Raw genomic sequence first — 13,192 nt, forward strand, 5'->3', positions numbered from 1 at the left:
GTGGCTTCAGGATCGACCCTTCCTTTACAGGCAAGCCTCACGGTGTCTGTACATCTCGTGACGCTATGGCTCGGCACTGTTTTTCAGTGGCCGCAGGAGAGTGTGGATGAAAGTGCTTGCGTGGTTTGATGAGTATGCCGAGATATCCATCTGTGTGGTGCTGATGTCGGCAATGACGTTGCTGCTCGCGGTCCAGGTATTTATGCGTTATGTCATGGGGGAGTCCCTTTCCTGGTCCGAGGAGCTCGCCCGCTACTTTTTCATCTGGCTGATCTATCTAGGGATCAGCTACGGTGCGCGAGAAATGCGGCATATCAAGATCGATGCAGCGCTCAAGCTATTTCCGCGACCGGCGCGCCCTTGGGTCGTGATTCTTGGGGACATGCTGTTTCTGGTCTTCGCTCTGTACGTTGTCTGGACCAGTTGGACGGTCATCGAGCGCCAGATGATGCTCGGCCAAACCTCTCCGGCTATCGGCGTGCCCATGTGGATCGTTTATGCAGCCCCCTGTGTGGGCTTTGCGCTGACCACGGTGCGCCAGGTGCAGAGCATCTGCTGGCGGATCAAGCATCCCGATGCTGCTCACGAATCGGAGGTGTGAGATGACTGCAGCCGTGTTGTTTCTGAGCCTGGTCGCGCTGTTGATCCTCAATGTGCCAGTGGGCATCGCCATCGGTCTCTCCTGTGTGGTGACAATTCTCACCTTTGGCACGCTGTCCGATCTGTATGTGGCGCAGACCCTGGTATCCGCTACCGACAGCTTTCCGATCATGGCGATTCCGCTGTTTATCCTGGCGGGTGACCTGATGGGGGCCGGTGGGGTTTCCCGGCGTATTCTGGCGGTGGCGTCTGCCTTCTTTGGGCGTGTGACGGGAGGGCTGGCCATCGTCACAGTGGTGGTGTGCATGTTCTTTGCTGCGGTATCGGGTTCTGGTCCGGCGACCGTTGCGGCCGTCGGCTCCATGGTCATACCGACCATGCTTGATGCGGGCTATTCCAGGTCCTTCGTGCTTGCACTGGTGGCGGCGGCGGGGAGCATCGGCGTCATCATTCCTCCATCCATTCCGATGGTGCTCTACGGTGTCTCTACCGGCACCTCCATCTCCAACATGTTTCTGGGTGGCGTATTGCCCGGATTGTTGATCGGTATGGTGCTGATCCTTTACGCCTACTTCTACTCCAGAAAAATGGGTTGGAAAGGCACTGAGGAGCCCTTTGAAGGGCGCAGGACGCTGTGCCTGGTATGGGAAGCCAAGTGGGCGCTGCTCAACCCCGTGATCATTCTTGGTGGCATCTATGCGGGGATCTTCACGCCGACCGAGGCGGCGGCTGTCGCAGCCGTCTATGCATTTGTCTGCGGTGTCTTTATCCACCGGGAGCTCTCGCCCAGAGACATCTTCAAGGTGATCGCGGGCTCCTGTGCTACCACTGGCACGGTCATGGTGATCCTTGGCTGTGCCTCCACCTTTGCCCGTATTCTCACGATTGAGCAGATCCCGGTGGCCATCGCCGACTTCATGCTGCAGTTCTCGTCGAGTCCGGCGGTGATGTTGCTGGTGATTCTGGTGCTTTTGCTGGTGGTTGGCTGCGTGATGGATACCACCCCCGCCATTCTGGTGCTGTCACCGATTCTCTATCCGGTGGCCACCTCCATGGGGATTGATGCCGTGCACTTTGGCATCGTGATGGTGGTCAGCCTGGCGATTGGCTTTATTACCCCGCCGCTGGGGATCAACCTGTTCGTCGCAGCTCGGATTGGTAACGCGCCCTTGGGTACGGTCATCAAGGGGATCGTGCCTTTCGTGACGGCTATGGTCCTGACGCTGCTGGTGATTGCCTACGTACCAGCGCTGTCATTGATGCTTATATCACTGTTGAGCTGAGTTGGGTTCAGCATAGGAAGATGAGCTCAGGGAGTTGAGCTTAGACAGAACAGAGGATGTGACGCACAGTAGCGTCCGGCGCAAGGCAGGGCGACCTGAGTGACGCCGCGGGGTCTTTTGGACGGTAGCGTTGGCAGGAGCGACGTGCAGGTGGGGTCGAAAAGGTCCGCGGTCTAATGATGCTGCTTAAGCGCCAGCTCGACATGGGGTATCAGAAACGAAAAAGGCTCCTGCGAAATGTTCGCAGGAGCCTTTTTCTGTGAAATTCTTTGGTCGGAGTAGCAGGATTCGAACCTACGACCTCTGCCTCCCGAAGGCAGCGCTCTACCAAGCTGAGCTATACTCCGACGCGTGAGGTGTGCCCCTCAACGGATGCGTAGTATACGGATCCTTGTGATTGATGCAACTCTTGCGAGCCCGATTCGGTACTTTTTTCCAGCTTGCCCGACACTTGAGGGCACTTTCCTGCTGCCTTTCAGGCCTGGCGATTGTCAGGTCTTGCGCTCCACCGCCAGGCGGGCCAGCTCGGCCATGCTGTCACGGTAGGGAGAGGGCGGCAGCTGATCGAGTTCTGTCAGCGCCTTCGAGACCATCTCTTCCGCTTTCTGGCGAGTGTAATCCAGGGCCCCTGTAGCGGTAACGATGGACAGCACCTCATCGAGATGGTCGAGTCCGCCCTTGCGGATGGCGCGACGTATGATGCGGGTCTGTTCCGGCGTGCCGGCGGCCATGGCCTGAATCAGCGGCAGGGTCGGCTTGCCTTCCGCCAGGTCGTCACCGACATTCTTGCCCATGGCCTTGGCGTCGCCTTCGTAGTCGAGCAGGTCGTCAATAAGCTGGAACGCCAGGCCGAGATAGCGCCCGTAGTTCGCCAGCGCCTGTTCCTGCTGCTCATCGGCGCCGGCGAGAATGGCGCCGCTATGGGACGCCGCCTCGAACAGCATGGCTGTCTTGCCAAGAATGGTGTCGAAGTAGGCCGCTTCGTCGGTGTCCGGATTGCCCACGTTGGTGAGCTGCTGGACCTCGCCCTCGGCGATGGTGCAGGTGGCGGCGGACAGCACTTCCATGATCCGCATCGAGCCGACGTCGACCATCATCTGGAACGAACGCGAGTAGAGGAAGTCACCCACCAGCACCGATGGCGCATTGCCCCAGGCGTCGTTGGCGGTGGCCTTGCCGCGGCGCATGTGTGACTCATCGACGACGTCATCATGGAGCAGCGTCGAGGTATGCATGAACTCGATCAGCGTGGCCAGGGTAATGTGACGCTCGCCCTGGTAGTTCAACGCCCTTGCCGCCAGCAGCACCAGCAGCGGGCGCAGACGTTTGCCACCGCTTTCGATGATGTATTGCCCAATGGTTTCGACCAGCGGGATGCGGGAGGCAAGCTGGTCCAGGATGGTCTGGTTGACGGCGGCGAAGTCGTCGGCGACCACCGCATGAATCGGCGAAGGAGCTGCAGATGAAGGCGTGGTGGCGTTGACAGGCATGAAGGCGGCTTCGGCTTATAGAGATGGGAGGCCAGGGGCCAGGTTGCCGGTCATGCTATGGGCCCCCTATGGGGCCGTCAAGACGATAAGCACCCTGGCAGGGCCCGTGAAGAGGTTTTTGCCGGCAATGTGGCTTGACGGCAGTCGTCGGGTTGTGTTGTCGCGCGGGCATCGTTATAATTCGCGGCCCACTCATCCATGCTCCCTGTCAGATGGCTGCCAAAAGGGGCGCCACTCGAAGCAGGTCGATCAAGAGCCAACCCCGATGAGTATCTGGAGAAACAGCATGTACGCAGTGATCAAAAGCGGTGGCAAGCAGTACCGCGTTCAGGAAGGCCAGACTCTCAAGCTCGAGAAGCTGGAAATTCCGACTGGCGATACCGTCGAATTCGACGAAGTCCTGCTGGTTGGTAATGACGACGACGTCACCGTCGGTGCCCCGCTGGTAGCCGGCGCCAAGGTGAGCGCTGAGATCGTTTCCCACGGCCGTGGCGAAAAGGTCACCATCATCAAGTTCCGTCGTCGTAAGCACCACATGAAGCGTCAGGGCCACCGTCAGTGGTTCACTGAAGTTAAAATCACCGGAATTTCTGCCTAAGAACGCCTCGCCTCACGGCGAATGCGTAGCGGACTATTCCCTCAACGAGCGAGGACTTTGCAATGGCTCATAAGAAGGCAGCCGGCTCCACACGTAACGGTCGCGACAGTGAAAGCAAACGCCTTGGCGTCAAGCTGTTCGGCGGCCAGGCAGTGACCCCGGGCAACATCATCGTGCGTCAGCGTGGCACCAAGTTCCACGCCGGCACCGGTGTTGGCATCGGCAAGGATCACACTCTCTTCGCACTGGACGAAGGTGTGGTCAAGTTCGAGACCAAGGGTCCGAAGAACCGTAAGTTCGTGAGCGTTGTCTCTGCCTGAGACCGCCCCGAGCGCCATGGGTAGGCAGCGGCCGTGAAGTTCGTCTGCTGTCAGGCCCCGGAAGGCCCCGCCAAGCGCGGGGCCTTCTTGTATCATGGTGGAAAGCTTCCGCCAGGAGAGTGACAGATGCAGTTCGTCGATGAAGCCTCGATCATCGTGGAGGCGGGCAACGGGGGTAACGGTTGTCTCAGCTTCCGTCGTGAGAAGTACGTGCCCAAGGGCGGCCCGGATGGTGGAGATGGCGGTCATGGTGGGTGTGTTTACCTGATTGGTGACGACGCCCTCAATACGCTGATCGACTTCAAGTACCAGCGCTTCTACAAGGCGCAGAACGGGCAGCCCGGGCAGGGCCGTCAGATGAGTGGCAAGGCTGGCGAGGATCTCCACGTGAAGGTCCCGGTGGGAACCACCGTCATTGATGAAGATACCCTTGAGGTGATCGCTGACGTGACGGAGGTCGGCCAGGTCGTGCAGGTGGCCCAGGGTGGTCGTCGCGGGCTTGGCAACATCCACTTCAAGTCGTCTACCAATCGCGCGCCGCGTCGGACCACGCCTGGTACAGAGGGTGAGCGCCGCAACTTGCGCCTGGAAATGAAGGTGATGGCCGATGTCGGGCTGTTGGGGCTGCCCAATGCCGGCAAGTCGACGCTGATTCGCTCCGTCTCAGCGGCCAAGCCCAAGGTGGCCAACTACCCGTTTACCACCCTTGTGCCCAACCTTGGCGTGGTCAAGCTGGGGATGCACGAGCACTTTGTCATGGCGGACGTGCCCGGGCTGATTGAAGGTGCCTCCGACGGCGCCGGCCTGGGACTGCGCTTTCTCAAGCACCTGACCCGCACCCGGCTGCTCTTCCATGTGGTGGATGTGGCACCCTTTGATGAGTCTGATCCGGTGGATGCTGCGGCCGCCATCATGCATGAGCTTGGGCAGTTTTCACCGACGCTGGCGGAGCGTCCGCGCTGGCTGGTGCTCAACAAGCTGGATCTGCTGCCGGAAGACGAGCGCGAGTCGGTGGCGGCAGAGATCGTGCGTCGGCTTGACTGGCAGGGGCCGGTCTTCCGTATCTCGGCGATCTCCAATGATGGCACCGATGCGCTGGTGCAGGCGGCTCATCGCTGGTTGACCGAACAGCGCACCCTCGAGAACGAGGATGAAGAGGCCATGGAGCGCGAGCAGGACATGCGCCAGCGGATGGAAGATGAAGCCGTGGCGCGCACCGAGGCTCGTCTCGGGCGGCGTCGCAAGCACGTTGATGACGACGACGATGATGATCTGGACGACGATGATCACGACGTCGAGGTCGAATACGTTCAATAGGGCTGCCGGGCTGTCAGCAGCAGGCGCGGTTCGGTAGCGTGAACAGGTCGAGGAAAGGATGCACAGCGTAGAGCAGGTTCCGGGGCGAGACGCCCTGAGCAGCGCGCGGCGGGTGGTGGTCAAGATCGGCAGCGCGCTATTGACCAACGATGGCCGTGGTCTCGATGACGACGCCATTGGTGGCTGGGTGGACCAGATTGCCGCCCTGGCGTCCCGCGGGGTCGAAGTGGTCCTGGTGTCGTCGGGGGCGGTGGCCGCCGGCATGGTGCGCCTGGGGTGGGCATCTCGCCCATCGTCAGTGCATCAGCTCCAGGCGGCGGCGGCCGTAGGGCAGAATGTGCTGACGGAAACCTATGAAAGCCACTTTGGCCGTCATGAGCTGCTCACCGCGCAGATCCTGCTGACCCACGATGACCTGTCCAATCGCAAGCGCTACCTGAATGCGCGGTCCGCCCTCAGGACGTTGGTCGACCTCAAGGTTGTCCCCGTGATCAACGAGAACGACACGGTGGTGACCGACGAAATTCGCTTCGGTGACAATGACACCCTGGGCGCGTTGGTGGCGAACTTGCTGGAGGCGGACGCGCTGGTGATCCTGACCGACCAGGAAGGCCTGTTCGATGCGGACCCCCGCCATGACCCGGATGCCAACCTGATTCAGGAAGGCCGCGCCGATGATCCACGGCTTTCAGCGGTGGCCGGCGGCGGCGGTGCGCTTGGGCGCGGGGGCATGACGACCAAGGTGCGCGCCGCCAGGCTGGCTGCCCGCTCGGGCGCGGTCACGGTCATCGCCAGCGGTCGCCAGCCGCGGGTGCTGGAGCGTCTCGCGGATGGCGAGCGTCTCGGTACTCTGCTGACTCCAGATCGTGCTCCCATGGCCGCTCGCAAGCGCTGGCTCGCCGGTCAGCTGCAGGTGCGTGGCACCTTGACGCTGGATAGCGGGGCAGTGCGCGTCCTGCGCGACAAGGGGTCGTCGTTGCTGCCTGTGGGCGTAAAAGGCGTTCAAGGCAGGTTTGCCCGCGGTGACATGGTGCTTTGTGTAGATGAGCAGGGAGAGCGTGTTGCCAAGGGGTTGATCAATTACCACGTGGATGACGCGAGCAAGATCCTTGGGCAGCCCAGCGGACGCATCTGCGAGCTACTGGGCTACATGGAGGCGCCCGAGTTGATTCACCGCGACAACCTGGTGGTGTTTTGACAAGGCCACATCCTGTACCCGCCTTGTCAGGGGCGTCTGGCAACACGTGCCGAAAAGCTGGCACCCCGGGGCTTGACATGATAGGATGCGCCATCCTCTCAGACACGGCCCGTAACGATTGCCTTGCAACATAGGTTGCTATGGCGGTCGGCCAGATGGCCAGGCCGACGGGGATTTTTTATTTTCCCCTGTTGGATCAAAATGTTATCAAGTCATCGTATGACGGTGACGACAACTTTCTCCAAGGAGACAGTCAGTGGCTAACAGCAAGCAAGCCCGTAAGCGCGCCCGTCAGGCAGAAACTCGTCGTGTCCTGAAGGCAGGCCAGCGCAGCATGGTCCGCACTTACGTCAAGCGCGTGATCAAGGCAATCAACTCTGGCGATCACGCCCAGGCAATGGACGCCTTCAAGGCAGCCCAGCCGGTCATCGACCGCATTGCCGACAAGGACACGCTGTCCAAGAAGAAGGCCGCTCGTATCAAGAGCCGTCTGAACAAGCGCATTAAGGCACTGGCTGCGTAAGCCGGTACTGCGCTCTCGGTGTGACGCGGCGAGCCCGAGTCATGCTGACGAAAAACCGGCTTCGGCCGGTTTTTTTGTGTCTGCTGATTGGCTCTGGCCACCACCGCCAGGGTGGCTTCCATGACGATGGTCCTGCAACGATGGTCCCGACACAAAGGGTCCTGCGATAAAGGGTGAGATGACGTGAGTGACGAGCGTCGACAGCCACAGGCGAGCAATGATCGCCCTGAGCACGAGGCGAGCGATCTGAGCCGCTCTCTGGAACAAGGCAATGGAACTCCTGCTGGCGCGGCGGAGGATGGCGCTGCGCGTCCCCCCGCGCGACGTGGCTTGATGCGCTCTGGCCTGGTGGTCAGCAGCATGACCATGGTGTCGAGAGTGCTGGGGTTGGTGCGTGACGTGGTGATTGCCACGTTGCTGGGGGCTGGGCAAGGTGCTGACGCCTTCTTCGTGGCGTTCAAGATCCCCAACTTCATGCGCCGGCTGTTTGCCGAGGGCGCCTTCAATCAGGCCTTCGTGCCTGTGCTGTCCGAGTATTCGACCACCCGCACCCGCGATGAGGTGCGTGAGCTGCTCAACGCCGTGTGTGGCAGCCTGGCTGCGGTGCTGGCACTGATCACCGCGCTGGCGATCGTGGCGGCACCCTGGCTGACCTGGCTGTTTGCCCCCGGCTTTGCTCGCGATCCCGAAAAGCTGGCGCTGACGGCTGATATGCTCAGGCTGACCTTTCCCTATCTGCTGTTGATTTCTCTCACCGCATTCGCAGGGAGTGTGCTCAACACCTGGAATCGGTTTGCCGTGCCCGCCTTCACCCCGGTACTGCTCAACCTGTCGCTGATCGGAGCTGCCCTGCTGCTGACTCCCTTGATGAGCGAGCCGTCCATGGCGCTGGCCTGGGGCGTGCTGATTGCGGGGGCAGCGCAACTGCTGTTTCAAGTGCCTTTCCTGGTCCGCCTGGGGCTTATGCCACGGCCCTGGCCAAACTTCGCCCATGAAGGCGTGCGCCGCATCCTCAAGCTGATGGCGCCCGCGCTGTTCGGCGTATCGGTATCCCAGATCAACCTGCTGCTGGATACCATCCTGGCGTCGTTGCTGGCGGCCGGCAGTGTATCCTGGCTGTACTACTCGGACCGCTTGGTGGAGCTGCCGCTGGGCGTCTTTGGTGTCGCCATCGGGACGGTCATCTTGCCTGCCCTGTCACGCCGTCATGCGGAAGCGTCCACCGAGCATTTCAGTCAGATGCTGGACTGGGCGCTGCGTGCTGTCCTGCTGCTCGGGCTACCGGCGGCGCTGGCGCTAGCGCTGCTGGCCGAGCCGCTGCTGATCACGCTCTTCCACTATGGCGCCATGACCGACAATGACATCGTGATGGCGGCGATGAGCCTGCGTGCCTATGCCCTTGGGCTGGTGGCGTTCATGCTGATCAAGGTGCTGGCGCCAGGCTTCTTTGCCCGCCATGACACCAAGACGCCGGTCAAGGTAGGGATCGTCGCCATGGTGGCCAACATGGTCTTCAACCTGATCCTGATCTGGCCACTGGCCCACGCTGGCCTGGCCTTGGCGACCGCGCTGTCGGCTTTCCTGAACGCCGGCATGCTGGCGTGGCTGCTGCGTCGTCAAGGAGTGCTGAACTTTCAGCCTGGCTGGGGGCGTTTTGGGGTGCAGCTGGGGGGCGGCTGCGTCGCCATGGCGGGCGTGCTGATACTGCTGGCGCCTGACTGGCACCAGTGGCTGACCTGGTCGCTTGTCGCGCGGGCGCTGTGGATGCTTGGGCTGGTGGCCGCTGGCGGGGCGACCTATTTTGCCTGGCTTGGGATCACCGGTGTGCGCGTCAGGCACTTCCGGCTCAAGGGCTAGCCCATGGACGTGCAATGGGTCAGCGGGAAGACGTGGCCCCCTGCACTTCGTTATACTCGTCACCCTTTAGGTTCGGTGTGATCCGGCTCATGGAAGTAATCCGAGGCTTGCACAATCTGCGCGAGAGGCACAGAGGCACGGTCGCCACCATCGGCAACTTCGATGGGGTCCACCTGGGTCATCGTGCCATTCTCGACCAGTGTCACGCTGAGGCGGCCAGGCGCGACCTCGCGGTCACTGCGGTGGTGTTCGAACCCCAGCCCAGGGAGTATTTTGCCGGTGACCAGGCGCCACCGCGGCTGACGCGCTTGCGTGACAAGGTAAAGTTGCTGGGCGAGTGCGGTGTTGATCGGGTGCTGTGTCTGCCGTTCAACGAATCGCTGCGCCAGCTGACGGCAGCGCAGTTCATCGACCGGGTACTGGTCGAGGGCCTGGATGTTCAGCATCTGGTGGTGGGAGACGATTTCCGCTTTGGCTGCGACCGCCGTGGGGATTTCGCCCTGTTGACCGAAGCAGGGAAATGTCAGGGGTTCACGGTAGAACATACCCTGACCTTCCGTGTCGATGATGACAGGGTGTCGAGCACGCGGGTGCGAACCCTGCTGGCCTGCGGCAATTTCAAGGCAGCGGCTCAACTGCTTGGGCGGGCTTACTGCTTTCGCGGGCGGGTGGTGCCTGACCAGCAGCGTGGCCGCACCATCGGTGTCCCGACGGCTAACCTTCCGTTGCTGCCAGGACCGCTGGTGCTGCGAGGTGTCTATGCGGCCATGGTGGAGGTGGAAGGCGATAGCGGCACGCGCTATCCGGCCGTGGTGAACATTGGCTGGCGCCCCACGGTGGGGTCGGTACGCCCTGTGCTCGAGGCACACCTGCTGGACGTTGAGCGTGATCTCTACGGTCGACGGCTGACAGTAGTGCCCTGTGCCAAGCTGCGGGGGGAGGAGACCTTTGCCGACTTTGCCGCGCTGAAGACACAGATCTATGCCGATATCGACCGGGCCCGCGAGATGTTTGCCCGGTACGACAGCGGTAGACGACCCTTTTTTGAAGAGTATCCTCTGGCGTCGGCGCCCCGCGCGCGCGAGGCCGTAACCCAGGATTCCCCGGCGGGGCAGGGCCCCGCCGATCATGATGACGGCTGACCCCAGGACTATGAGCGACTACAAGCACACTCTGAATCTGCCAGAAACCGAATTCCCGATGCGCGGCATGCTGCCCAAGCGCGAGCCGGCCCGGATTGAACAGTGGCAGAAGCTGGACATTTACCAGCGCTTGCGTGAAGCACGCCAGGGCCAGGAGGTGTTCGTGCTGCACGACGGCCCTCCCTACGCCAATGGCAGCATTCACATCGGTCATGCCGTCAACAAGATTCTCAAGGACATTATCGTCAAGTCGAAGAACCTGGCGGGCTTCGATGCACCCTACGTGCCGGGCTGGGATTGTCACGGCCTGCCCATCGAGCACAAGGTCGAGACAACCCACGGCAAGCACCTGGAGCCCGAAAAGGCGCGGGCCCTGTGTCGTGACTACGCCGCCGAGCAGGTCCAGGGCCAGCTTCAGGACTTCGTGCGTCTGGGCGTGGTGGGCGACTGGGACAACCCGTATCGCTCCATGGATTACGCCAATGAGGGCGGTGAGATTCGAGCGCTGGCCGATATGGTCAAGGGCGGCTACGTGTTCAAGGGACTCAAGCCGGTCAACTGGTGCTTCGATTGCGGTTCTGCCCTGGCCGAAGCCGAGGTCGAGTACGCCGACAAGAAGTCCGATGCCATCGATGTGGCCTTCACCTGTGCCGATGCTGACAAGCTCGCCGCCGCGTTCGGCCTGGACAGCCTGACGAAGCCTGCCGCCGTGGTGATCTGGACCACGACGCCCTGGACCATTCCGGCCAACCAGGCGCTCAACGTCCATCCCGAATTCAACTATGCGCTGGTCGACACGGGCGAGCGCCTGCTGCTGCTGGCCGAGGACCTGGTCGAGAGCTGCCTGGAACGCTTCGGCCTCAGCGGTGACGTGGTCGCTACCGCTCGCGGTGAGCGCCTGGAGCTGATCGAGTTCCAGCACCCGCTGTATGAGCGCACCGCGCCGATGTATCTGGCCGACTACGTGACCTGCGATGAAGGCAGCACCGGCATCGTTCACTCGGCACCGGTGCACGGGGTCGATGACTTCGACTCCTGCCGTCGCTACGGCATGGACTTCAGCGACTTCATCAGCGTGGTCAAGGGCGACGGTTGCTATGTCGATGATCTGCCCCTGTTCGGTGGCATGCTGATCTGGAAGGCCAATCCGAAGATCGTCGAGGCCCTGTCCGAGACAGGTGCGTTGATGGCCCACAAGACCATCACTCACAGCTACATGCACTGCTGGCGCCACAAGACGCCGGTCATCTACCGTGCCACCGCCCAGTGGTTCGTCGGTATGGACATTCCGGGGCACGATGGCCGCACCCTGCGCGAGAGTGCACTTGAGGGCATCGAAGCGACCCAGTTCGTGCCGGCCTGGGGCAAGGCTCGCCTGCATAGCATGATTGCCAACCGCCCGGACTGGTGTATCTCCCGCCAGCGTAACTGGGGGGTTCCGATCCCGTTCTTCCTGCACAAGGAGACCGGCGAGCTGCACCCGCGCACGGTAGAGTTGACCGAGCAAGTGGCAGACCTGGTTGATAAGGCCGGCATCGACGCCTGGTTCAGCCTTGATCCGGCAGAGCTGCTTGGCGACGAGGCCGGTCAGTATGACAAGGTCACCGACACGCTGGATGTGTGGTTCGACTCTGGCACTACCCATCGCCATGTGCTGCGTGGCTCGCACCCCCATGGGCACCGGAGCGGGCCGCGAGCGGACCTCTACCTGGAGGGCTCCGACCAGCATCGTGGCTGGTTCCACTCCTCGCTGTTGACCGGCTGCGCCATCGATGGCCATCCGCCTTATCGCGGTCTCCTGACCCACGGCTTCACCGTTGACGCGCAAGGCCGCAAGATGTCCAAGTCCATGGGCAATGTGGTGGCTCCGCAGGAGGTGATGGACAAGCTGGGGGCCGATATCCTCCGCCTGTGGGTGGCGTCTACCGACTACTCAGGCGAGATGGCGGTGTCGGACGAGATCTTGAAGCGCACCGCCGACGTCTACCGGCGCATTCGCAATACCGCACGCTTCCTGCTGGCCAACCTCAACGGCTTCAACCCCGAGCGCGATGCGCTGGCCTTCGATGACATGCTGGCATTGGACCAGTGGGTGGTGGACCGCGCGGCCCAGCTGCAGGAGCGCATCGAGACGGCCTATGCCGAGTATCGCTTCCTCGACGTCTATCAGCAGGTGCATGGTTTCTGTGCGCGGGAGCTGGGTGGCTTCTACCTGGATGTGATCAAGGATCGCCAGTACACCACCCAGGCGGACTCCCAGGCCCGTCGCAGCGCCCAGACCGCGCTGTATCACGTGGTTCAGGCGCTGGTGCGCTGGGTCGCGCCGATCCTGTCGTTCACCGCCGAGGAAATCTTCGAGAATATTCCTGGTGAGCAAGGTCTGGAGCAGGGCCGCAGCGTACTGCTGGAGACCTACTACACCGGTCTGTCCACCCTCAGTGGCGACGCCAGCATGGGCCGTGACTTCTGGGAGCAGGTGCTGACCGTCAAGCAAGCGGTCAACAAGTGTCTGGAAGACGCCCGTAACGCCAAGACCATCAAGGGCAGCCTGGCCGCCGAGGTGACGCTGTATGTCAGCGATGAACTCAGCGAGCTACTGTCGCGGCTGGGCGATGAGCTGCGCTTTGTCATGCTCACCAGCGACGTGCGCCTGGCGCCGCTGGCCGAGGCCAGCGATGCCGCGGACACCGATGTCGAAGGTCTCAAGGTGGCAGTGAGTGCCAGTGACCACGCTAAGTGCGAGCGCTGCTGGCATCATCGTCCTGAGGTAGGCTCGCTGCCCGAGCACCCCGACCTGTGCTCGCGCTGTGTCAGCAACCTGCCCGATGGCTCGGGCGAGGTGCGTTACTATGCCTGATCCTGCC

General features: G+C 62.0%; 11 protein-coding genes and 1 tRNA gene. 10 read left to right on the forward strand and 2 right to left on the reverse strand.

All coding sequences use genetic code 11. From position 1 onward, the window contains the following. The first annotated feature begins 106 nt into the window (after positions 1-106). Together KUV72_RS16610 and KUV72_RS16615 are read left to right on the forward strand one after the other, a co-directional pair. The gene (locus KUV72_RS16610) at positions 107-601 is read left to right on the forward strand and encodes a TRAP transporter small permease (RefSeq protein ID WP_206944008.1); all 495 of its coding nucleotides are present in this window, start codon (positions 107-109) and stop codon (positions 599-601) included. A 1-nt stretch (position 602) separates the two neighbouring features. Beyond that, complete coding sequence (locus KUV72_RS16615; protein ID WP_206944007.1) at positions 603-1,883, forward strand: TRAP transporter large permease; 1,281 nt, start codon at positions 603-605, stop codon at positions 1,881-1,883. A 270-nt stretch (positions 1,884-2,153) separates the two neighbouring features. On the opposite strand, the gene KUV72_RS16620 is transcribed toward KUV72_RS16615, so the two are convergent. Both KUV72_RS16620 and ispB read right to left on the reverse strand, forming a co-directional pair. Further along, positions 2,154-2,230 (reverse strand) — tRNA-Pro (locus KUV72_RS16620). A gap of 144 nt (positions 2,231-2,374) precedes the next feature. Further along, a complete protein-coding gene (gene ispB, locus KUV72_RS16625) occupies positions 2,375-3,373 on the reverse strand; it encodes an octaprenyl diphosphate synthase (protein WP_206944006.1) in 999 nt (332 codons plus the stop codon). Positions 3,374-3,659: 286 nt separating this feature from the next. Here ispB and rplU point away from each other — a divergent pair, with 286 nt between their 5' ends. The 8 genes from rplU to ileS all read left to right on the forward strand — a co-directional run bounded on the left by rplU (position 3,660) and on the right by ileS (position 13,185). After that, positions 3,660-3,971: a 50S ribosomal protein L21 gene (gene rplU / locus KUV72_RS16630; protein ID WP_206944005.1), complete on the forward strand. Its 312-nt coding sequence runs from the start codon at positions 3,660-3,662 to the stop codon at positions 3,969-3,971. Positions 3,972-4,033: 62 nt separating this feature from the next. Continuing rightward, a complete protein-coding gene (rpmA, locus tag KUV72_RS16635; RefSeq protein ID WP_097790539.1) occupies positions 4,034-4,291 on the forward strand; it encodes a 50S ribosomal protein L27 in 258 nt (85 codons plus the stop codon). Between the two features lie 126 nt (positions 4,292-4,417). Next, the gene (gene cgtA, locus KUV72_RS16640; protein ID WP_206944004.1) at positions 4,418-5,608 is read left to right on the forward strand and encodes an Obg family GTPase CgtA; all 1,191 of its coding nucleotides are present in this window, start codon (positions 4,418-4,420) and stop codon (positions 5,606-5,608) included. A gap of 58 nt (positions 5,609-5,666) precedes the next feature. Continuing rightward, the gene (gene proB / locus KUV72_RS16645; RefSeq protein WP_206944003.1) at positions 5,667-6,806 is read left to right on the forward strand and encodes a glutamate 5-kinase; all 1,140 of its coding nucleotides are present in this window, start codon (positions 5,667-5,669) and stop codon (positions 6,804-6,806) included. A gap of 256 nt (positions 6,807-7,062) precedes the next feature. Then, the gene (gene rpsT / locus KUV72_RS16650) at positions 7,063-7,329 is read left to right on the forward strand and encodes a 30S ribosomal protein S20 (protein WP_206944002.1); all 267 of its coding nucleotides are present in this window, start codon (positions 7,063-7,065) and stop codon (positions 7,327-7,329) included. A gap of 333 nt (positions 7,330-7,662) precedes the next feature. Beyond that, entirely contained in the window at positions 7,663-9,186 is a 1,524-nt protein-coding gene (murJ, locus tag KUV72_RS16655) for a murein biosynthesis integral membrane protein MurJ (RefSeq protein WP_206944236.1), read from the forward strand. A gap of 89 nt (positions 9,187-9,275) precedes the next feature. Continuing rightward, complete coding sequence (gene ribF / locus KUV72_RS16660) at positions 9,276-10,328, forward strand: bifunctional riboflavin kinase/FAD synthetase (protein WP_222239125.1); 1,053 nt, start codon at positions 9,276-9,278, stop codon at positions 10,326-10,328. A gap of 10 nt (positions 10,329-10,338) precedes the next feature. Beyond that, a complete protein-coding gene (gene ileS / locus KUV72_RS16665; RefSeq protein ID WP_222239126.1) occupies positions 10,339-13,185 on the forward strand; it encodes an isoleucine--tRNA ligase in 2,847 nt (948 codons plus the stop codon). Positions 13,186-13,192 lie beyond the last annotated feature (7 nt).

It is taken from the genome of Halomonas sp. DP4Y7-1 (assembly GCF_019800705.1).
In the GTDB taxonomy this organism is placed as follows: domain Bacteria; phylum Pseudomonadota; class Gammaproteobacteria; order Pseudomonadales; family Halomonadaceae; genus Halomonas; species Halomonas litopenaei_A.

Coding starts and splice junctions, on each gene's coding strand:
- rplU (WP_206944005.1), top strand. CDS start 3,660: ATGTACGCAGTGATCAAAAGCGGTGGCAAGCAGTACCGCGTTCAGGAA.
- KUV72_RS16615 (WP_206944007.1), top strand. CDS start 603: ATGACTGCAGCCGTGTTGTTTCTGAGCCTGGTCGCGCTGTTGATCCTC.
- rpmA (WP_097790539.1), top strand. CDS start 4,034: ATGGCTCATAAGAAGGCAGCCGGCTCCACACGTAACGGTCGCGACAGT.
- ileS (WP_222239126.1), top strand. CDS start 10,339: ATGAGCGACTACAAGCACACTCTGAATCTGCCAGAAACCGAATTCCCG.
- ispB (WP_206944006.1), bottom strand. CDS start 3,373: ATGCCTGTCAACGCCACCACGCCTTCATCTGCAGCTCCTTCGCCGATT.
- murJ (WP_206944236.1), top strand. CDS start 7,663: ATGCGCTCTGGCCTGGTGGTCAGCAGCATGACCATGGTGTCGAGAGTG.
- cgtA (WP_206944004.1), top strand. CDS start 4,418: ATGCAGTTCGTCGATGAAGCCTCGATCATCGTGGAGGCGGGCAACGGG.
- KUV72_RS16610 (WP_206944008.1), top strand. CDS start 107: ATGAAAGTGCTTGCGTGGTTTGATGAGTATGCCGAGATATCCATCTGT.
- ribF (WP_222239125.1), top strand. CDS start 9,276: ATGGAAGTAATCCGAGGCTTGCACAATCTGCGCGAGAGGCACAGAGGC.
- proB (WP_206944003.1), top strand. CDS start 5,667: ATGCACAGCGTAGAGCAGGTTCCGGGGCGAGACGCCCTGAGCAGCGCG.